General features: G+C 70.8%; 16 protein-coding genes and 1 pseudogene. 11 read left to right on the top strand and 6 right to left on the bottom strand.

The genetic code is table 11. From position 1 onward, the window contains the following. Positions 1-395 precede the first annotated feature (395 nt). The gene (locus tag ACFXPX_RS39440; protein WP_380644764.1) at positions 396-1,610 is read left to right on the top strand and encodes an IS110 family transposase; all 1,215 of its coding nucleotides are present in this window, start codon (positions 396-398) and stop codon (positions 1,608-1,610) included. A 71-nt stretch (positions 1,611-1,681) separates the two neighbouring features. Here ACFXPX_RS39440 and ACFXPX_RS39445 read toward each other — a convergent pair whose 3' ends face one another. Beyond that, on the bottom strand, positions 1,682-2,077 hold the full coding sequence (locus ACFXPX_RS39445) for a transposase (protein WP_380644765.1): 396 nt from the start codon (positions 2,075-2,077) through the stop codon (positions 1,682-1,684). Between ACFXPX_RS39445 and ACFXPX_RS39450 the strand changes: the two genes are divergently transcribed. Further along, complete coding sequence (locus ACFXPX_RS39450) at positions 2,039-2,452, top strand: transposase (RefSeq protein WP_380644779.1); 414 nt, start codon at positions 2,039-2,041, stop codon at positions 2,450-2,452. The two genes, ACFXPX_RS39445 and ACFXPX_RS39450, sit on opposite strands and share 39 nt — an antisense overlap. A 321-nt stretch (positions 2,453-2,773) precedes the next feature. Here the strand turns inward: ACFXPX_RS39450 and ACFXPX_RS39455 are convergent, their stop codons facing one another. After that, on the bottom strand, positions 2,774-3,889 hold the full coding sequence (locus tag ACFXPX_RS39455; protein WP_380644766.1) for a peptidoglycan recognition protein: 1,116 nt from the start codon (positions 3,887-3,889) through the stop codon (positions 2,774-2,776). A gap of 395 nt (positions 3,890-4,284) precedes the next feature. After that, positions 4,285-5,361 (bottom strand): annotated as a pseudogene (locus tag ACFXPX_RS39460) (group II intron reverse transcriptase/maturase); the annotation flags it as partial. 116 nt (positions 5,362-5,477) lie between these two features. Here ACFXPX_RS39460 and ACFXPX_RS39465 point away from each other — a divergent pair. The 6 genes from ACFXPX_RS39465 (at position 5,478) to glsA (ending at position 11,763) form a co-directional block, all read left to right on the top strand. Continuing rightward, positions 5,478-5,762, top strand: coding sequence for a hypothetical protein (locus ACFXPX_RS39465; protein WP_380644767.1), 285 nt, complete (start codon positions 5,478-5,480; stop codon positions 5,760-5,762). A 237-nt stretch (positions 5,763-5,999) separates the two neighbouring features. Then, a complete protein-coding gene (locus ACFXPX_RS39470) occupies positions 6,000-6,884 on the top strand; it encodes an oxygenase MpaB family protein (protein WP_380644768.1) in 885 nt (294 codons plus the stop codon). Positions 6,885-7,839: 955 nt separating this feature from the next. Further along, the gene (locus ACFXPX_RS39475) at positions 7,840-8,271 is read left to right on the top strand and encodes an SRPBCC family protein (RefSeq protein ID WP_380644769.1); all 432 of its coding nucleotides are present in this window, start codon (positions 7,840-7,842) and stop codon (positions 8,269-8,271) included. A gap of 85 nt (positions 8,272-8,356) precedes the next feature. After that, the gene (locus ACFXPX_RS39480; protein ID WP_380644770.1) at positions 8,357-9,067 is read left to right on the top strand and encodes an SDR family NAD(P)-dependent oxidoreductase; all 711 of its coding nucleotides are present in this window, start codon (positions 8,357-8,359) and stop codon (positions 9,065-9,067) included. Positions 9,068-9,623: 556 nt separating this feature from the next. Beyond that, a complete protein-coding gene (locus tag ACFXPX_RS39485) occupies positions 9,624-10,247 on the top strand; it encodes a hypothetical protein (protein WP_380644771.1) in 624 nt (207 codons plus the stop codon). A gap of 298 nt (positions 10,248-10,545) precedes the next feature. Continuing rightward, positions 10,546-11,763 (top strand): glutaminase A, encoded by a 1,218-nt coding sequence (gene glsA, locus ACFXPX_RS39490; RefSeq protein ID WP_380644772.1) that lies wholly within the window; start codon positions 10,546-10,548, stop codon positions 11,761-11,763. Between the two features lie 16 nt (positions 11,764-11,779). Here glsA and ACFXPX_RS39495 read toward each other — a convergent pair whose 3' ends face one another. From ACFXPX_RS39495 to ACFXPX_RS39505, 3 genes are read right to left on the bottom strand one after another with little or no spacing between them, the layout of a single operon-like run. Next, entirely contained in the window at positions 11,780-13,579 is a 1,800-nt protein-coding gene (locus ACFXPX_RS39495) for an SLC13 family permease (protein ID WP_380644773.1), read from the bottom strand. Positions 13,580-13,615: 36 nt separating this feature from the next. After that, a complete protein-coding gene (locus ACFXPX_RS39500) occupies positions 13,616-15,313 on the bottom strand; it encodes an AbgT family transporter (protein WP_380644774.1) in 1,698 nt (565 codons plus the stop codon). Then, complete coding sequence (locus ACFXPX_RS39505) at positions 15,310-16,881, bottom strand: leucyl aminopeptidase family protein (RefSeq protein WP_380644775.1); 1,572 nt, start codon at positions 16,879-16,881, stop codon at positions 15,310-15,312. The genes ACFXPX_RS39500 and ACFXPX_RS39505 overlap by 4 nt, the downstream gene beginning before the upstream one ends. 315 nt (positions 16,882-17,196) lie before the next feature. Between ACFXPX_RS39505 and ACFXPX_RS39510 the strand changes: the two genes are divergently transcribed. From ACFXPX_RS39510 to ACFXPX_RS39520, 3 genes are all read left to right on the top strand, one after another. After that, positions 17,197-17,694 (top strand): DUF1269 domain-containing protein, encoded by a 498-nt coding sequence (locus ACFXPX_RS39510; RefSeq protein ID WP_380644776.1) that lies wholly within the window; start codon positions 17,197-17,199, stop codon positions 17,692-17,694. Between the two features lie 227 nt (positions 17,695-17,921). Next, complete coding sequence (locus ACFXPX_RS39515; protein WP_380644777.1) at positions 17,922-18,344, top strand: DUF6325 family protein; 423 nt, start codon at positions 17,922-17,924, stop codon at positions 18,342-18,344. Positions 18,345-18,587: 243 nt separating this feature from the next. Next, positions 18,588-18,683, top strand: coding sequence for an SHOCT domain-containing protein (locus tag ACFXPX_RS39520; protein ID WP_380644778.1), 96 nt, complete (start codon positions 18,588-18,590; stop codon positions 18,681-18,683). Positions 18,684-19,557 lie beyond the last annotated feature (874 nt).

Genomic DNA, 19,557 nt, shown 5'->3' on the forward strand with positions numbered 1-19,557 from the left:
GTCGTCCGACAACACCAACTCGACCTTTGGTCGACCCGTCCGCACCATAGGATCAGTCTATATTTATGAATGAAATTCCAGACTCAGGACACTAGAGTTGAACTGAAATTGGCGAGCCTGTCGGCCTCGCGTAGATGGGCGAGCCACCGACACATCCTGTGTGGCCGACCACTGACACTGCTAGTCGTAACTGGGTCTCCGGTGGTCGTGGCTCTGCCACTGACTGACGCCCTGCTGGGCTGTCCTCGGGTTGTTCTGTCCGGCTGCCGGGGCCCGTTCCCATGGCCCCGGCCGGGCGGAGCATGACCTTATAGGAGCCTGGCCAGAGGCCCCCTCAGTGTCCTGTCTGCCCCACCCGACCGGAGGCCGCCTCCGGCTAGGAAGGCAGTACCAGCATGACAGGACCAAGCACCCCGGACACCACGGATCACACAGTGTTCGGCGGGGTGGACTCCCACGCCGACACCGTCCACCTCGCGATCATCACCGACCACGGCGGCCACCTCGCCGACGCCGAGTTCCCCACCACCACCGCCGGCCACACAGCCGCGATCGCATTCCTGACCGCGCACGGGAGCGTGGCCGCGATCGGCGTGGAAGGCACCTCCTCCTACGGCGCCGGCTTCACCCGAGCCGCCCGCCAGGCCGGCCTGCCCGTGGTCGAGGTCAACCGGCCCGACCGGGCCGAGCGGCGCCGGACAGGCAAGTCCGACCCCATCGACGCCTACGCCGCCGCCCGCGCCGCCCTGTCCGGACGGGCTTCCAGTACCCCGAAGGACGAGAGCGTCGCCGGCCTGCGGGCCCTGCACAACGCGGCCCGCTCCGCCATCAAGGCCCGCACCGCGACCCTGAACCAGATCACCCATGCCCTCATCGCCGCGCCCGACGACATCCGCGCCAAGTACCTTGCCCCGCAAGGCGACAAACGGACCGAGACTCTCGCCCGGCCCCGCCCGACCGGCGACGGCGTCCGCGTCGCGATCCTGACCGCGCTCAGGACTCTCGCCAAACGCGTCAAGGCCCTGACCGAGGAGCACGAGACCCTCACCGCCGCCGTCGACGCCCTGGTCACCGAGCTCAACCCCGGCCTGCGCGCGACCTACGGAGTCGGCCCCGACACCGCCGCCCAACTGCTGATCACCGCGGGCGGCAACCCCGATCGGCTCCGAAGCGAGGCGTCCTTCGCCGCGCTCTGCGGTGTCGCCCCCGTCCCCGCCTCCAGCGGGAAGACCAGCCGCCACCGCCTGTCCCGCGGCGGGGACCGAGGGGCCAACGCCGCCCTCTACCGCATCGCCCTCTGCCGGATGGCCGGTGACCAGCGCACCCGCGACTACGTCGCCCGCCAGAGCGAGGCCGGCCGCACGAAGAAGGAAATCGTCCGCCCGCTCAAACGTGCCGTCGCCCGGGGGATCTTCCGCTGCCTCACCACGACCGTCGCGGTCCCCGAGATCGCCGACCTCCGGCCGGCACGCCAAGCGAAGAACATCACCCTCACCGCCGTCGCCAACCACTTCGGCGTCTGGCCGGCGGTCATCTCCGGCATCGAACGCGGCACCCGCCGCGACGACACCCTCGCCACCGCCTACCGCGACTGGCTCACCACCGCTTGACAGCCCATAGGAGCATCAACCTGACGTCGTCCGACAGGGGTTCCACGTAGACACCTCACGGCGCCAAGCCGTCAAGCGGCGACTATCAGCGCTGTGGGGAAGGCGGTGTGTTCGTCGAACAGGCGGCGGTTCTTGAGGCAGTGGTAGAGCTGGCCGAGCATGCGGTTGAAGAGGTTGCGCTGGGCTGCGGCGTGCCAGTCGCCAGCGTCGTCGCGGCGGCGCCGGTAGTGGGTCTTGGCGCCGGGTGAGGCGGTGATTGCGGAGAAGGCCCAGAGGTAGCCGGCGTGGTTGGGCCGGTCGTTCTTCACCCAGCGGTGGGTGATGCTGGACTTCTTGCCGGAGGCGCGGGTGACCGGGGAGGCGCCGGCGTACGCCTTGAGGCCATCCCCGGAGTCGGAGCGGTCACCGCGCAGATCATCCTCGCCGAGATCGGCCTGGACATGAGCCGCTTCCCCAGCCCGGAGCACCTGGTCTCCTGGGCCAAGCTCTGCCCCCGGACCATCCAATCCGGGACGAAGAACACCACCGGCCCGGCGGGCCGGGGCAATCCCTGGCTCAAGGGCGCCCTGGGCGAAGCGGCCAACGCCGCCGCCCGCACGGACACCTTCCTCGGCTCGCGCTACCGCCGGATCGTCAAACGTTGGGACGCCAAGGCACTGGTCGCCGTCGCCCGCTCAATCCTCGTCATAGCCTGGCACCTGATCAACGACCCCGACGCCCGCTACCAGGACCTCGGCGCGGACTGGCACCAGCGCCACCTGAACAGCGCCCGCAAGACCCGCAACCTAATCCGCCAGCTCCAGGTCCTCGGCCACCAGGTCACCCTCGCCCCCGCCGCCTGACCGAACCCACTCACGCGTTCGTCCGTTCCGCTCCGCGCAACGGACGCTGCCGCCTGCCCGGCTGAGGTTCGATTTTCCGTTCAGTCAAGCTGAGGCGTCGGCGCGGTCCATCAGCCGCTCGACGACCTCGTCGACCAACACATCCTCGGCCGCCGAGGCGACCGGTTCCTTGTCTGCCGTGACTCGTCCGTCCCGCCTGGCCAAAGAACCCGAGGTCGAGTCCCCGGCCAGGCTGTCACATCACGTACTTACACGTTCTTTCAGACACGCTCGCTTCGGAGGAAGCCCGGCTGCGTGCCAGAACGGTGCTGTGGCTTCGGCTCATGTTCCCTGGAGGCGGGCCGCGGCGCTGCGGATGGAAGGGAGCCGGGCGTAAAGGTACTCACCCGGGCATCCGGTGTTGAAGGCGTCGAGGTGGCCCACGATGGTGTTGAAGCTGTGGACGGTGCCCTTCTTGTAGCGGCTGCTGTCGCTGGCGGAGACGAGTTCGCTGTGGCCGTCGGCGGGCTGGCCGGTGAGACCGAGTTTCCACGCGGCGATTTTCGCGAGGCTGTCCACCACCGGCTGGGGCGGGTTGTCGGAGGAGTAATTCCCGAGGGCCGCAACACCGGAGGAGTCGGTGTTGAAGCCGAGGGTGTGGGCGCCGAGTACGGGCTGGTCGACGCCGCCAGCGCGGCCCTCGTAGATGGTGCCGCACTTGTCGACGAGGAAGTTGTAGCCGATGTCTCGCCAGCCGTTGGTCCGCACGTGGTACTGGTACACCGCCCGGATCAATGCGGGTGCATCGCTGCAGGCGTAGTCGTTGCCGGTCTCGGTGTGGTGGACGAAGACCACGCGGACCGAGCCGGTATACCCGACTTCTGGTTCGCGCAGGGACTCGTCCGCGCCCCATCCCGCCCGGGTGACGATCTCGGGGCGCGCGGCGGTGCCGACGGAGGGCCCGGCCGGGCGCTCGGGAACCCTCCTGGCGGCGTCGGAGAGCGCTGGCTGGCCGGGGTCGACCAAATTTACTCGCAGTCCGCGCGGCAGTCCGCCGGGACCGGGGCGGACGTCGACCGCCACGCCGTCGCTGGGTCCGACCCACAACGGGGGGGTGGCACTGTGCGTGGGGACTTCGGGGCCGTCCTCGGACTCGGACTCCAGCGCGTGCCACTCGCTCCAGCGGTGTGTGGCGGCGTCGCGGGTGCGGACTCGCACGGAGCCTGCTGTGAGGGCGTTCTGCGGGCCGTCCCAGCTCACGCCGAGAAGTTCGAACGTGCAGGTGGCACGGGGCGCGAGAGTTCCGGTGGAGGAGATGTGCAGCGAGGTGACCGAGCCGCCTGCGGGTGAGGTGCACGGTGTTCGGGGCACCGGGCCGTCCGCGGAGGCCGAGGAGGGGACGGCCAGCAGGAGGGTGAAGGCGCCGAGGGCGGCGACGGTGGCATGGCGAAAACGCATGGGGCGCTCCTTTGGTGGGATGGGCAGGGGAGCGCGACGGGAGTATGCGCTGCCTTGACGCCGCGTCGTTTCAAAGCTGCCCGATTGTGTGCGGGGAGACATGTTGGACACCCGTCGTGTCACCCGAACGGGTTTGCGGCCGTGGGCGCGTGTGGTGGCCGCTCGCGGGGGCCGCGGGTGAGGCGGCGGAGCATGAGAGTGATGGCGCTCCAGGTGAGGTGGGCTTCTGCGTGGGCGGGCAGGCGTTCATAGTCGCGGCAGTTGTGGCGGGCGCGCATGAACCAGGCGGTTGGGTCGGCCGCGCGGCGAGGTGCCTGCCCGTGGCAGGTCCTTTTCCGCGCGGCCTCCCGCCGAACCGGACATGACGGTTTCCCTGTCATCCGGCTCTCCAGTGATCACGGCGTGAGTGATCGGGCCGTTCGCGCTTCGTGGATGCGGTCATGGCAGGCAGTGCAGGCCACGAGGGTCTTGCGCCGCCGGTCGAGCATGACGCGCGCCCAGTCGGACGGCGGCCATCCGGCACGGGCGAGGTCGGCGAGGGCCCGGACGTGATGCACCTGGACATCACCGGTGGCCCCGCAGACCTCGCATGTGTCCGCCAGGAGCCTGGTGATCAGCTCCTTCTGCGGATGGTCCACCCAGACAGGCCGACGGTCGATGACCTTCGCCGATCGCTGCTGCTGGAGAGGGATTCCACCGGACCGTGCCACCAGCGGCTGCCTGTTCTTCCGCTCGATGTGGGCCTCGAAGCAGACTCGGGGCCCATTGGGTGTGTCGATTCTGGCCTTGTGCTTGGCGGCCATCTTCGTCACGGTCGAACGGTGCTTGGCCGCAAGGGTCTTGAGCATGGATGTCTCCATGACCCATTGCAGGCGGTGCAGCCGGAAGACGTCTCCGGCGAGCAGGTAGTACTGGACGATGCCCCGGTAGACGGCCCCGAACGTGGCGACGATCGTGTGATCGCTGCCGTTGGTCAGTTCCGTTCGCTTCGCGGGCTTGCCGCGGGCGAGGTAGGGCTCGCACTTGGCCTTGATCACGTCCCTGGGAACGCGAAGGGCGATCTGACCGTTGACCCTGCGGTAGCGGCCGGTCTTCTTCGTGTCGTTGTGCTGGGTCGTGATCTCGTAGCCGAGAAACCGCGCCGCCCGGGTTCGAGCGTGGGTGACCAGCGTCTTCTCCCGGGAGAGTTCCAGCTTGAGTTCGTCACGCAGGAATTCCGCCAGGCGATGCTTGATCTGCTCGGCCTCGGCTTTCGGTCCGGTGAATCCGAGGATGTGGTCGTCTGCGTAGCGGACATAGCGAAGCCTGCGATATGACGGGTCGTTGGGATCCGCACTCGGCAGGCTCACCATTCGCTGACGCAGTGTCCGGGCCTGGGCCCGGTCGCCGCGCCGGCGGGCTTTCGCCAGCAGATTCTGCAACTCCAGGTAGGCCGGGTCACGGGCCCGGCGTTCTCCACGGGTGTAATCCGGGTCCCCACGAGGCTCTTCCAGCAGGCCGATGCATCAACGCTGCGACTGACGCCATCCGGACGCAACTCCCAGGCTGGAGGAACAGGATCCTCTCAGCACCGACGCTTGGAGTAGTCATGAACATCGTCCGTCGGCTCCACGAAGCCGGAATCACCAGCGAACACGCCTACGCGGCGGCCTTCGGGTCCGTCGGCCTCTCCCTGATCAGCTGGCTCGCGTCCATGCAGGCCGAACAGGCCGGCGTCGAACGGGCGGACCGATGGGGCATCTTCGTCGGTGAATGGGCACCCACCTTCTTCGGTCTCGGCCTCGCTCTCGCCGGGTACGAGAAGGACACCGCCGCCTCTGCCCCGGGCGCACGCAGCGGCTGGCTCGACCACCCGAGCGAGAACACAGGGTGACCCGACCTCGCCGGAGCCGACCCCGCAGCTGAGCCTGCGGGGCCGGCCGCACCGCTCCCTATGCGCCCGGAGCGTCCAGTTGTCGGCGTGCCCGCGAGGCCGCAGGGCGCGCGACAGCCGGACGCCCGCTGTGCGCCATGATGACCCGGGCGCGGGCCTTGCCCGACCACGGAGAACGAGGTCGGTTCTTTGGGCCCGTGCGACGGCCGGACAGTGAGTTGCCACGGACGGTCCGAGATGAACAGTGATCCGCTCAACCCATCGACAGTTCCGCGCTCGGGACTGTTCACACCTGAATCTGTGTCCTGGGCCGTCCACGCCGACCCGTCCATGGTTCTCGGCGGCTTGCGGGCCCTCTTTCTCCAGGCGCTCCACCCACTCGCGATGGCGGGCGTCGCACAGCACTCGGCGTTCCGTGAGGATCCGTGGGGCCGGCTCTACCGGACAGCCCACTTCATCGGTGCGGTCACCTACGGCACCGGCGGTGAGGTCCGCGAGGCCGTCGATCGGGTCCGCCGCGCCCACGTCCACGTCCGTGGCACCGATCCGCAGACGAGCGTGCCCTACCGAGCTGACGATCCTGACCTGCTGGTCTGGGTCCACTGCGCGGAGGTCGGCTCCTTCCTGGAAGCCGCCCGGCGCAGTGGGCTTGCCCTGAGCGCTGTTGAAGCCGACACCTACCTTGCCGAGCAGTCGCTGGTGGCGCGGCTGGTCGGCGTCCCCGAGGACTACCCGGTGCCCAGCAACACGGAGGACCTGGACTCCTACATGACTGCCGTCCGTCCGGTGCTGCGGGCGACCCCGGCCGCACGGGAGGCGATGCGCTTCGCCGCGCTGCCGCCGTTGCACGGCTGGGCCCTACTCGCGACTCCGCTCTGTCCTGCCTGGGCGACCTTGGTGGGCTGCGCGATCGGTCTACTTCCGTCCTGGGCCCGGCGGATGTACGGGCTACCTGGCTGGCCGGCAACGGATCACCTGGCCACCATGCAGGCCAAGCTGCTGCGGCAGACAGCCCTGAGACTGCCGTCGTCCTGGCGCGAAGGGCCCCACCTGACCGCTGCCCGCCGACGGCACGCCCCGGATCTGTGGACGGCAGCCGCTCCGAGCCCCCAGGGCAGTTGAGGCAACACGGCCAGGTCCGCCGCGAGCATCCGGCCCCACTCTGTCGTACCCGCGTACTCGGCAGCGAACGGGAGGCCCGATGTCGCGACCTTACTGGCCGCTACGGATCCGCCAGCGGCCCGCCGTGCCCGGCGCCGGGGTACTCCTGCCGCCCGGCGGCCGCTCGCGTGGCCTCGCACCGCACCGCCCCGCCGCACCGACCCGCCGGCCCTGCGCACGCTGCTGCTCGCCCGGGCCCTACGCGCTCCCCTCCCCGACGCCGCCGTATTGTCCGTCCGCTACCGCCATCGAGGCCGGAACGGGGCCGGTTATACCGACCCCGTCACCGACGCCCTCGAAGGACTCGCCCCACGCTCCGTTGCTCCCGGTTGGTCACTCCACGGGAGCCAGAGCCGCCATGGCCGCCGCTGGCGGCCTCCGTGGTCGGTGTCGTCGCACTGGCCCCCTGGTGCGCGCCTAATGATCCCGTGCACTGGCTCAGGGCCAAGCAGCTCCTTCTCCTGCACGGCCGGGCCGACCACGCCACCCCCAGCGGCAATGACATGGGAACTCGCCCGCCGCGCTGCCACTGCGGGGGCCGCCGTCGAGGCCGTACCCATGGCCCGGGGCGGCCACACGACGCCGCGCGGCGCACCCCAATGGCACCGGCCGACCGCTGAGTTCGCCTCCGCGGCCCTCGGCGTCGCATCACGCCCATGCCGCCGATACGGGTGACATCTCCTCCCGCTCCCCAACCGGCCGACGGTGGGAGGTGGCCAGAGAAGGCTTCGTCCACGAGCCGTGGCACGGCGGTGGACGCTGGGTGACCGGCTGCCTCCAGCGCGACCGCGCCCGGCTCGTGGCCGCGAACCGGCCCAGGAGATCGGGCGCGCGCCGACCATCCGCAAGGCCGTCCGCACCGAAGAAGGGGGTACAAGCCCGCTGACCGGGCAGGCAGAACTCGAAGGGAGAGCCGATGATCAGGGTGGAGCGCACCATGCTCGTCGACCGACCGGTGGGGGAGGTCATGCGCTACCTGGCGGACTTCGGGAACACACCGCAGTGGGACCCGGGGACCGAGAGCTGCACCCGCCTGGACCCCGGCCCCGTGGCGGAAGGGGCGCGCTGGCGCAACGTCTCACGGTTCCGGGGGCGGCGTACCGAACTCCTCTACCGCCTGGAGCACTACGGCCCCGAGCGGTTGGTATTCGTCGGCCACAACCGGACCGTCGAGGCCACCGACGACATCGCCATCCGGGCCTCCGAGGAACGCACGGTGGTCGTCTACCGGGCGTCACTGAGGTTCAACGGACTCGCACGTCTGGCCGCCCCCTTCCTCCGCGCCGAGTTCGAACGCCTCGCGGACGCGGTGGCGCTGCGCCTGCCCGTCGTCCTTGCGGGCCCTTGATCAGTGGCGACGTGTGCTATCGGCATGGCCGGCGATCCCGCGTCCAGCCAGACGCCCTTTGGGGGCTGAGAGGTCGGAGAAGACAGTGGAGATCGAGGGCTCGCGAGTGCTGGTGGTCGGGGCCACCGGAGTCATCGGGGGTGAACTGGCGGCCGCCGCGGCCGCCCGTGGCGCTCGGGTAGCGGTGGCCGGCCGTGACCCAGAGCGCCTGGCCCGCGCGGCCCGCCGTGTGGGCGCGACGCCGGGCTTCCTGTTCGATGCCTACGACCTGGAAACCTGCCGTGCTCTCGCGGCTCTGGCGGCCGAACGAACCGCGGGTCTGGACGCCGTGATCGTCGCGTTCGGCGCGATCGCGTTCGGCCGCACCGGGGAGGTCCCGCTTGCGGTTCAGGAGCATCTGATGACGGTGAACGCCTTGGCCCCCGCGGCGGTGCTCGAAGGAGCGCTCCCCGTCGTCGGACCGGGCGGCGCGATCGCCGCGCTCACGGGTGCCGTCGTCGACCGCCCGTTTCCGGGGACTTGCTCCTACCGGGCGTCCAAGGCGGCATTGGCAGCCTGGCTTGAGTCGGTCCGCACCGAGCGCCGCCGGGAGCGGCTCACCGTCCTCGACGCGCGCCTGCCGCACCTGGACACCGGGTTCGCGCGGCGCGCGGTGACCGGGACCGCGCCGCCGCTACCGCCAGGCGCGGACCTGGGCACGTGGGTAGCGGCGCTGCTCGACGCCCTCGTCGACGGAACAGCCGTCCTCAGGCCCGAGGGCCCGGACGCCCATCCGGTGGCCTTGCCGGGTTCCTAGATCAAGGACCAGGGGCCGCCTAGCTAGGTGGCGTTCATTGAAGGCGACCTGAACACAAGGGCGTCCCGTTGATCTGGCGGAGCCGACGCCCCGGGCGGTGGCTGCAGGGAGCGGCGTGTCGCCGGCGGTCCTGGATGGTCGTCGAGGGCACCGTGGCGCATCGACTGACCGAGACGATGAACCCGACGACCTCCGGGCCGGGCGTTCGGACGGGAGCGGGCCCTTCCGTGGTCAGGACACGGACCCAGGCCGATGAACGTCCAGGCAGCGTCGCCTCTCCGACCGGCCGATGCGGCCGGCGCGTATGACAGAGAACCCCGCCAGCCATTGCCGACACCCGCGGTGCACCCGGGCAGGGCGTGGGCCGCTGCCATCGTCGCGTTGTGCCCCCGTGGTACCTGGCGATGGAGTACTCGCACGTGCGCAGCGCACAGACGGGTGGGTGACCACCTGTTCGCAGCAGACCTGCTCGCGGTGTGCGGCGTGAGCGGGAACGCTGGGTGGGGTGGAGGACCGGGTCGGTGGTGGCCCGGCCGCGAGACGAAGGCAGAGGGCCATGCCACGATTCCTCGACGGACGGACGCGGCGGGCGGTGCGGCTGAGCCGGGGCGCCGGTGCGGCCGCCGCCGCGCTGGGCTGCACGATGCTGGTGGTCGCGGGCTGCAGCTCGTCCTCGACTCCGTCCGCCGGCGCGTCGTCCCGCCCGTTCTCGCCGAACGTGAGCTCGTTCTCCGGGGAGCTCCCGTCCTCGGTGGCTTCGGCGAAGTCGTCCCTGCTCGCATCGGTCTCGGCCGCGGCGGCTTCGCAGTCGGCGGCGGCCGCCTCGTTCCAGGCGTCGGTGTCCGCGCAGGTGGCGGCGGGCCGTGCCGAGGCCCAGTCGGTGCTGGCGAAGACCCAAGGGTCGGGCAACGCCGTTTCGGACACGACGCTCACCGGGCTGCCCAAGGCGCAGGCCGCCGGTTTCAACGCGGCGCTGATCACGGTGGTGAACAACACGCGCGCGAGCGCGTCCTACGCCATCAAGGTCGAGTTCCTCGACGAGAGCGGCAAGGTGGTGGACACCAACTTCCTGGGGGTCAAGGACCTGGCCCCGGGGGCGAAGGCCCAGCCGACCGCGTTCAGCTCGATCGACCGTGACAAGGCTCTGGTCGCGCGGGTCGCCCAGGCCCAGCGGTACTGACTAAGGACGCGTAGGTGTCTGTCAGGCGGCGCCCGGCTCCGAAGCGCCGCGGCGATCTGGTGAGGTGGCCATGGACATCCGGCAGCGGTGCCCGGGGCGTGGTGTCGTTGGGGACACCGAGGCGGCCCACGGGGCGACCCGGGCGGCTTCGCAGGCCGGCGACCGCCGTCCGAGCCCCCCTCCGGGCACTGACAGCGCTGCAGGCGCCCAAGAGCTCTACCAGGGCCCTGCCTCCTGGTGGACACGTGCTGTCTGCGGTCGCCGTGGTCGCTCCAGCCGGGGGACGGTGATGGAGCCGGTGACGGCGGTGCTTGCCGAACTCGTCGAAAGGCACCGGGCCGAGTCTGCCGGCGAGGTCGCCCGCTACATCCCCGAACTCGCCCGCGCCGACCCGCGGGCCTTCGGCCTGGCCATGGTCAGCGTCCTGGGCCATGCCTATCAGGCCGGTGACGCGTCGGCCCCGTTCACCATCCAGTCCGTCTCGAAGCCGTTCGTGTACGCGCTCGCGCTCCAGGACCTGGGGCTGGCGGAGGTGGCCAGGAGGGTCGGGTGCGAGCCCAGCGGGGAGCCGTTCAACGCGATCAGCCTGGAACGGGGCACCGGGCGTCCGGCCAACCCTCTGATCAATGCCGGGGCGATCGTGACGACCGCGCTCATCGACGGCGACGGCCAGGCCGCGTTCGAGCGGATCCGTGACACCCTGTCGGGTTTCGCCGGCCGCAGGCTGACGGTCGACGAGGACGTGTACCGCTCCGAGGCCGCCACCGGGGACCGCAACCGGGCGCTGGCCTACCTCACCCGGTCCCAGGGCGTGCTGTCTCGCGCGGCCGGGGAGGCCTGTGACGTGTACTTCCGCCAGTGCGCGATCGAGGTCACCGCAGGCGATCTCGCGGTCATGGGCGCGACGCTGGCCAACGGAGGCCTCAACCCGGTGACCGGGCGCCGTGTCGTGGACCCCGAGGCCACCCGCGCGACGCTGTCCGTCATGGCCACCTGCGGAATGTACGACCACAGCGGCGAATGGATGCTGAACGTGGGACTGCCGGCCAAGAGCGGTGTCGGCGGAGGAGTCTGCGCGGTCAGCCCCGGTCAGTTCGGCGTCGGCGTGTTCAGCCCCCCGCTGGACCTCCGGGGCAACAGCGTCCGCGCAGGCTCCGTGCTGCGGGAGATGTCGGCCGAACTGGGCCTGCACCTCCTGCAGCACACCGAGCGCCCGCGCTCACCGATCCAGGCGCTGCGCACCGATCGGGACGCGCACCGTCTGGAGCTCCTCGGCGACCTCGGCTTCGCGGCGGCCGAGGAGATCGTCCACCGCATCCGCCGCGTCACCAGCCGGCAGTCGCGCCCGGTGGTCGTGGTCGACCTCTCGCAGGTGAGCGCGGTCCGTCCGATCGCCCGCAGACTGCTGGCCGACTGTGCCGCCGACCTCGGTGACAGCGTCGCGGTGCGCTTCACCGACCCCGGCGGTCTGCTACGTACCTCGCTGCCGCAGGGGCGTAGCGGCCCGGCCGGGTGAGCGGTGAGATGTGGGGTCACAGTGGCCACACCAGTGGCACCACGGTCATGGCGACCACGAGGTACCAGGCCAGGACGGGTAGGCCGAGGCGCCAGTAGTCGCCGAACCGGTATCCGCCGGGGCTCATCACCATGAGGTTCGCCGCGGTGGCCACGGGGGTGAGCAGGGCAGCGGCGGCGGGAACCGCGACACACATCAGGACGGGCAGGACGGAGACGCCGGCATCGTGGGCGGCGTTGACGGCGATCGGGACGACGATCAGCGCGGTCGCCATGTTGCTGATGAACTGGCCCAGCATTGCGGTGAGCAGGAACACGGCGAGCAGCAGCAGGCGGCCGTTGCCGGAGGCGGCGGTGACCACGAGGTGGGCGATCCGCTCGGCGGCCCCGGAGGACATCATGGCCTCGGAGAGGGGGAACATGCCGCCGACGATGACCAGGGTGGTCCACGAGATGCCGCCGTAGGCCTGGTCGACGCGCACCACGCGCAGGGCGACCAGGAGGAGCGCGGCGAGGGTGGCGGCGACGGCGGGCGGGGTGGCTCCGGAGGCGAGCAGCGCGATCATGCCGGTGAGCACGGTGAGTGCGAGGGCGGCGGCGCGTCCGGGTGGTGCGGCCTGGCTTCGGATGTCGGAGGGCTGGTCGACGGCCAGCATGCCGGGGCGGGCGGGGACGCGTTCGAGTTCGTCCCACCGGCCGCGGATCAGGAGGTGGTCACCCGGTGCGAGGGTCAGCGGCCCCGGATCCGCGGGTCGGTCCTGGCGGTTGACGGCGAGGACGGCCAGGTGTCCGGTCTCGTCGGTCATGCCGGGGAACGCGGTGGTGCCGACGAGGGCGGAGCGTGGGCTGACGGCGAGTTCGAGCAGGCCGGTGTGCTGATCGAGGAGGACGTCGGCGAGGTGGTCGTCCAGTGGCTGGGGTAGGGGCTCGAGCTGGTGCGTGTGGCTGAACGCGTCGATGGCGTCCTGGGTGCCTCGGATGACGACGATGTCTCCGGGGGCGAGGGGGCGGGTGCCCAGCGGGTCGTGGCCGTCGGCGGTCATGGCGCCGAGTACCAGGGCCCCCTCCGGGGCCGCGGTGGTGAGGTGTTCGACGGAGGTGCCGACGGCGGGCGAGCCGTGTGCGACCTGCCGGGCTGCGGAGTCCCGGGCGAGGCTGTAGTGGTCGATCAGGGCCCGGGCGTGTTCGCTCAGGTCCGTCGGCAGGGTGTCGGGTGTGCGGGCGGGCAGCAGGACGCGTCCCAGTAATACGCAGATGGCGACGGTGCCGGCCAGGACCGGAAGACCCACGAGCGCGAACTCGAAGAATGCGAAGGGCCGTGCGCCGGCCGCCGCCGCGCTCTCGGAGACGATCAGGTTGATGGGTGAGCCGATGAGCAGCAGCAGCGAGCCGGCGTGTGCGGCGAAGGCCAGCGGCATCGCGAGCCTTGAGACCGGCAGGTGGTGGCGGACGGCGAGGAGCACGGCCATGGGCAGCAGGGCGGCGACGGCTCCGTTGACGGTGATCAGTGCCGTGAGCAGGGCGGCGGCGAGCATGGTGACGATGAGCAGCCGCCGGTCGCCGGTGCCGGCGAGTGCGCGGCCGGCCCGGGCGGTGACGCCAGTCGTCTGCAGGGCGGTGCTGACGACGAACAGGGAGGCGACGAGGGCGACCACCGGGTCGCCGAACCCGGCGAAGACCCGGTCGGCGGGCAGCAGCCCCAGGGCCGGCAGGAGCAGGGCGGAGCCGAGTGCGACGAGTTCCACGGCCAGGCGGTTCCACACGAACAGGGCGATGACCGCCGCCAGTACCAGCAGGCAGCGGTCGGCGTCGCTCATCGTCGGGTCCCGGTGGCGGGAGGGCGAGGCACCGGTTCAGATCTTGACGGGGGCGCCCGGTCCCATGGGGATGCCGATGGCGTACCAGACGATGAAGAACAGCAGCCAGCCGACGGCGACGACGAGCGTGTAGGGGATCATCAGGGAGATGACGGTGCCGACGCCGGCCTTCTGCCGGTACTTCTGGCACTGCAGGACGATGAAGGGCAAGTAGACCATCAGCGGGGTGACGACGTTGGTCGGGGAGTCGCCGACCCGGTAGGCGGCGAGGACGGTTTGCGGGGCTACGCCGAGGCGGATGAACAGGGGCACGAAGATGGGCGCGAAGATCGCCCACTTGGGGATGATGCCGGGGATGATCACGTTGATGAGGTAGGTCAGCAGGATGAAGGCGATCAGGAGCCAGAGCGCGCCGATGTTCGCGCTCTCCAGCTGGTCGGCCAGCTGGACGGCGGCGACGGTGGCGATGTTGCTGTAGTTGAAGTAGGAGATGAACTGGGCGATGATCAGCAGCAGGAAGATCAGGCCGCCGAGCCCGGAGAAGGTCTTGGTGATCGCTTCCATCGCGGCGGCGCTGCCCCGCAGGGTCTTCGCGCCGGCGCCGTAGGCCAGGCCCATCACCAGGAACGCGATCATGATGATGACGATCAGGCCGTCCATGAACGGCGAGTCCTGGAACAGGCTTCCCGTCTTCGGATTGCGCAGCGGTGCGCCGGGGATGAGGGCGAGCAGGGTGACGGCCAGCACGAGGGCGATGAGTGCGAGGCCCGCGTAGCGCAGTCCCCGGGCCTCGGCGGCAGTGTCGCTGGCGGATTCCTGCGCATCCGTTGCGGCGGTGGTGTCCTGCGGCTGCCAGGGGCCGAGGCGGGGCTCGACGATGCGTTCGGTGGTGAAGGTGATGACGGCGGTGAGGAAGAGAGTGGAGCCGATCGCGAAGTAGTAGTTCGCGGTCAGGTTGAGGGACTGGCCGGGGTTGACGAGCTTGATGGCCTGGTTGGTGATCTCGGTGATGATGCCGTCGATGGGGGCGATGAGGAGGTTGACACCGAAGGCCGCGCTGACGCCGCCGAAGGCCGCGGCGATCCCGGCGAGCGGGTGGCGTCCGGCACTGATGAAGGCGACCGCGCCGAGTGGGATGAGGACGAGGTAGCCGGCGTCAGAGGCCACGCTGGACAGGATGCCGGCGAAGACGATGATCGCTGTGAGCGTGCCTGGCGGCGAGATCTTGACCAGGCGTCGGATCAGGGCCGCGATCAGTCCGGCCTCCTCGGCGAGCCCGACGCCGACCATGATGACGAGGATGACCGCGACGACGCCGAAGTCGTTGAAGTTGTGTGCGGCCGAGGTGAACAGGAACCGGACGCCGTCGCCGGAGAGCAGACTCTCGATCTTCGTCGTCTCGGTGACGGTCTCGTAGTGGTGGGTGTACTCCGACTCCGGGGGCAAGTGGGTGCCCGCGTACTCTGTGCCGCCCTCGTGGACCTGGGTGGCGGGGTAGGGCACGGATTTGGTGGTCTCGCTGGTGACGTGGACGTCGAACGCGGACAGGACCGCGGACAGGACGATCACCAGGACGCACAGCAGCAGGAAGATGACGGCCGGGTGCGGGACCTTGTTCCCGATCTTCTCGATGGCGTCCAGGACCCGTCCCGAACCTCCGCCCTTCCCGCTCCCGGAAGCGGTGGCGCTCCTGTCCTGCGGGTCGTCGGCCTGGGCGTGGGCGATCGCGTTCACCGGGCAGCCTCCTCGCTGATCGAGCGGGCGGAGCCGGACGGCGAGGCCGCCGACGTCGGGGTGAACGCCAGGGCGAGCTCTGCGAGCATGCGGGCGCCGAAGCCGGTGCAGCCCTTGGTGCGCCAGCCGTTAGGTGTGTCGTTCTGGGCCGGCCCGGCGATGTCGATGTGCGCCCAGGGGCGGTCGGTGACGAACTCCGCCAGGAAGAGGGCGGCGTGGATGGCCCCGCCGTTGGGGCCGCCCATGTTCTTCAGGTCGGCCACCTCCGAGTCCAGTTCAGGCCGATAGCGCCGGGACAGCGGCAGTTGCCAGGCCGGCTCGCCGGAGCGGGCGGCAGCGTCGAGGACCTGGTCGACCAGCGTCTGCGTGTTGCCGAACACGCCCGCGATCTCGGCGCCGAGCGCCCGCAGACACGCGCCCGTGAGGGTGGCGATGTCAACGACCGCGTCGCCCGGCTCCTCGCCGGCCAGCACCAGCGCGTCCGCCATCACCAGGCGGCCCTCCGCGTCGGCGTTGACGACCTCCACGCTGGTGCCACCGCGCATCCACAGCACGTCACCGAGCTTGAGCGCCGACCCCGAAGGCATGTTGTCCGTGCACATCAGGTACCCGGTCACCGCCGTCCGGCAGCCGAGCCCGGCCAGGACGCACATCGCCGCGAGAATCGCGCCCGCGCCGGACATATCGTTCTTCATCGTCGCGTGCACGGCATCGGCGGGCTTGAGGCTGATGCCCCCCGAGTCGTACATGATCCCCTTGCCCACCAGAGCCAGCCTCGGCACGTCACCGCCCGCGCCCGACGGCGCGTAGGTCAGCTTGATCATGCGGGCCTCGTCCACCCCGCCCCGGTTCACGCCCAGCAGGCCGCCGCAGCCCAGGTCCTCCAGCGCCTTCTGCCCGAACACCTCCACCCGCAGGCCGCAACCCTCGCCCAGCCGCACGGCGACGTCGGCCATGGCCTCCGCGTTGAGCAGACTCGGCGGAGCGCTGGCCAGGTCCCGGGCCAGCATCGTGGCCCGGGCCAGCCACAATCCGCGCTCCGCGCCCCGCTGCGCCGCCTCGCGCCCGCCCGGATCCGCCACGACGGTGACAGCCTCCAGCGCCGTGCCCGACGGCTCGCGCTTGAGCGGATCGAAGCCGTAGCGCGCCAGCAGGACCCCTTCGACCACGGCCTGCGCCGCTTCCCCCGGCGCGGCTCCGACTCCGGTCGGGAGCACGATGCCCAGCCGGGTCCGGCCCGGTACAGCGAGCGCCACGGCCGCTGCCGCGTCCCTCAGCACATCGGCCGTCGCCTTCGCGGCCGGCCCCGTCCCGTACAGCACGACGTCCGCCCCCTCCGCCCGGGGGAGCAGCAGCACCTGGCCCGTCGACCCGGTCATGCCGGCGGCTTCCACCGCGCCCGCGTCCAGCTCCAGCCACGGTGGCACCGCTACCGCGCCCTGGGCCACCGGCAGCCCCACAGCCTGCGCAGCGAGCATGGCCGACGCATCCGGAGCAGTGACGACCTCCACCCCTGGAGCACTGTTCCACGAGGGAATGAGGTCGAAGGCTGTCCTGCTCTGCGTCACTGCGCTCTCCTGTGGAAAGGGGCGGCGATCCGCCGGCCGCCGGTCCGGGCATCGCGTCCCAGTAAGACGTACGTCCGAGACGCTTCCAGCCCACGCCACGCGGTTTGCGGCCGAACGAACGAACGCCCGCCGACGCGGGCACGCACGCCCGCCCCCGGCGCGGGGCACGGCCGCTCTTGCGTGGAGACGGCCGGGACCGGGACCTACCCTGGAGAAAGAGCCCGCGCCCCGGGGCGGGAGCATCCGACCACACCGTGCCGGCGAACCCGTGCCGTGCTGCGCGGTTGCTGCTGCACGTCGACAGCGGAGGCACAGATGTCCGAATTGATCATCATCGGCTACGACGACTCCGGCCAAGCGAACAAGGCATACCAGCAGGTCCAGAAACTCCAGGCCGACTACGTCGTGAACCTCGTCGGACTCGCCCTCGTCCACGCGGACGAGAAGGGGGAGACCCACGTCGACACACCGGCCAGATTCGTCGGAGCCTCAGCGGCCTCCGGCGCACTCTGGGGAACGGTGTTCGGCCTCCTCTTCCTCGTGCCCGGCCTCGGCCTCCTCATCGGCGGAGCAATGGGCGGGCTCATCGGCAAGCTCGGAAAGACCGGCATCAACGACCAGTTCCGGGCCCGGGTGCATGACTTGCTGGCACCAGGGAAGTCGGCCGTCGTCATCATGGCCACCAAGGTCACGGAGGACAAGTTCGCCGTCGCGATGCAACCGTACGGAGGCACCATCCTCAAGACCTCGCTCTCCGAGGACGACGAACGGGAGATCGCCGAACACCTCACCGCCCCCGGATCGGCCGGCTGACACGACAGCCAGCCGCGTGCGCCGCAGCTAGACCGCAGGGCTGAGGGTCACCGGAGCGGACCACCCGAGCCCCAAGGCCCCGCTGGCCTGCTTGAGGGACGCCCCCACCGGCAGGCCAACCCTCGCGCCGGCCCGCTCACATGGCGCCCGGGGCCGGGTCGCGGGGCCGCCAGAGCGGACGGAGGATGGGCCGGAGGACTGGATTTCCTGTGAAGGGTCGTGGCGCCATGGACATCGGACCCGTCGAGTACGCCGTTCTGGCCTTTCCCGGCAACAGGTTCAAGGGGGCGATCCTGCCGGAACTCAAGCGCCTCACCGAGGACGGGACCATCCGCATCCTCGATCTCGCCTTCATCAAGCGCGACGAACAGGGCACCGTCCGCGTACTCGAACTCGACGCACTGGACGTCGACGAAGCCGCCCCGTTCGCCGAGGTCAACGGCGAGATCATGGGCCTGATCAGCGATGAAGACCTGACCAGCATCTGCGAGGAGATCCCCGCCGGCTGCTCCGCGGCCGTCATCGTCTGGGAGCACCGCTGGGCCGCACCCTTGCTGCGGGCGCTGGCGGACGCAGACGGAATCCTGGTGGCCCGCGAACACGTGCCGCACAGCGTCGTCACCGCGGACCTCGCCGCGCTGGGACTGTGAGAACACCATCGAGTCGTGAGGAGGGAGAAGCTCATGATCGGCCGCCGTCTCTCGCGAGGCGGGCGCCCGGGGCTCATCGGCACCGCCGCCCGCACAGCCGTCATCGCCGGGACCGCCACCTCAGTGTCCAGCCGCGTCGCCGCCCGCCACCAGCAGGCCGCCGCCGCGGCCCAACCGGCGCCGACACCGCCACCCCCGGCTGCACCGGCGCCCGCGCCCGACGCAGGAACGGGGAATCCGGTGTTGCCCCAGCTCGAACGCCTCGTCGAACTACGGCGCAGCGGCATGCTCACCGAAGACGAGTTCACGGCCGCCAAACAGCGGCTCCTCGCACCGTAACCCGCGCTCACCAGCGCGCGGTGGCGGGCCGGCCACCGGTTCGCCACCAACCGGGTGCGAGCACAGTGAACAGCGACCGGAGCGACCGACGATCCAGGGCTCCACCACCGCCCAGCGGGACTTGGCCCAGCCATCGCTGTCAGCCAGCGCTTGCCCCCAGGGCCAGCGTGCCGTACCACCGCAGCCCCTGGGCTGCGGTGGTACGGCACGCTGGCGCCGACCACTCCACCGTGGCCGAAGCCGGAGCGCCGCTACCTAGGCCTGACGGCTCGGCCGCGGGCTCTACCCCGGCTGCCCGGGAAGTCAGCGCACCACGCTCCTCGCCTCCACCACACCGCGCACCGCTCACCGGCTCCGGGTCACGCCCGCAGGGTCTACGGCTCCAGCACCACGATGTCCTATGGCTGAGAGCCCCCGCGTCGCGTCCGGCTGCGCCCAGTCCTGCTTACCGTCCTCGCTGGGGTGGCCACCCTGGACCGGGTGCTGGTGCACTCCACGTCGGCCACCCACGGTCTCACCATCGCCGCAAGCCGCGCCCGGCTGGAAGTCGCAGTGAACCTGCGGATCGTGCTGCCACCGCGGGCTGGCCCATCTCGTCCGCGGCAATGCTGCCGCCCCCATCAAGGCGGCTGAGGCCACGGCAGCCACCGCCCTGTACGGGCCCTACGACACCAAGGAGTTCCCAAGGCTCGCCGCCGGACGGGGCCGGAGGGGTTGAACGACGGGTTGGTCTCCAACTCCACAGCCGATTTTCTGCGGGCGCAGGTCTGCCTTGCGGGCTCAGAGGCCGCGGGCGACGGTCGACAGGACGGCCTCGACGGCGGTGCGCAGCTCGGCTCCGGACAGGCCCCGCAGTGGGCCCTCGACCAGCAGG

This window comes from Kitasatospora sp. NPDC059146 (assembly GCF_042786665.1).
In the GTDB taxonomy this organism is placed as follows: Bacteria; Actinomycetota; Actinomycetes; order Streptomycetales; family Streptomycetaceae; genus Kitasatospora.

What these genes read in the sequence shown, in the direction of transcription:
- ACFXPX_RS39470 (WP_380644768.1), top strand. Translation starts at nt 6,000, where the DNA reads ATGAACAGTGATCCGCTCAACCCATCGACAGTTCCGCGCTCGGGACTG.
- ACFXPX_RS39515 (WP_380644777.1), top strand. Translation starts at nt 17,922, where the DNA reads ATGGACATCGGACCCGTCGAGTACGCCGTTCTGGCCTTTCCCGGCAAC.
- ACFXPX_RS39455 (WP_380644766.1), bottom strand. Translation starts at nt 3,889, where the DNA reads ATGCGTTTTCGCCATGCCACCGTCGCCGCCCTCGGCGCCTTCACCCTC.
- ACFXPX_RS39510 (WP_380644776.1), top strand. Translation starts at nt 17,197, where the DNA reads ATGTCCGAATTGATCATCATCGGCTACGACGACTCCGGCCAAGCGAAC.
- ACFXPX_RS39475 (WP_380644769.1), top strand. Translation starts at nt 7,840, where the DNA reads ATGATCAGGGTGGAGCGCACCATGCTCGTCGACCGACCGGTGGGGGAG.
- ACFXPX_RS39495 (WP_380644773.1), bottom strand. Translation starts at nt 13,579, where the DNA reads ATGAGCGACGCCGACCGCTGCCTGCTGGTACTGGCGGCGGTCATCGCC.
- ACFXPX_RS39440 (WP_380644764.1), top strand. Translation starts at nt 396, where the DNA reads ATGACAGGACCAAGCACCCCGGACACCACGGATCACACAGTGTTCGGC.
- ACFXPX_RS39485 (WP_380644771.1), top strand. Translation starts at nt 9,624, where the DNA reads ATGCCACGATTCCTCGACGGACGGACGCGGCGGGCGGTGCGGCTGAGC.
- ACFXPX_RS39465 (WP_380644767.1), top strand. Translation starts at nt 5,478, where the DNA reads ATGAACATCGTCCGTCGGCTCCACGAAGCCGGAATCACCAGCGAACAC.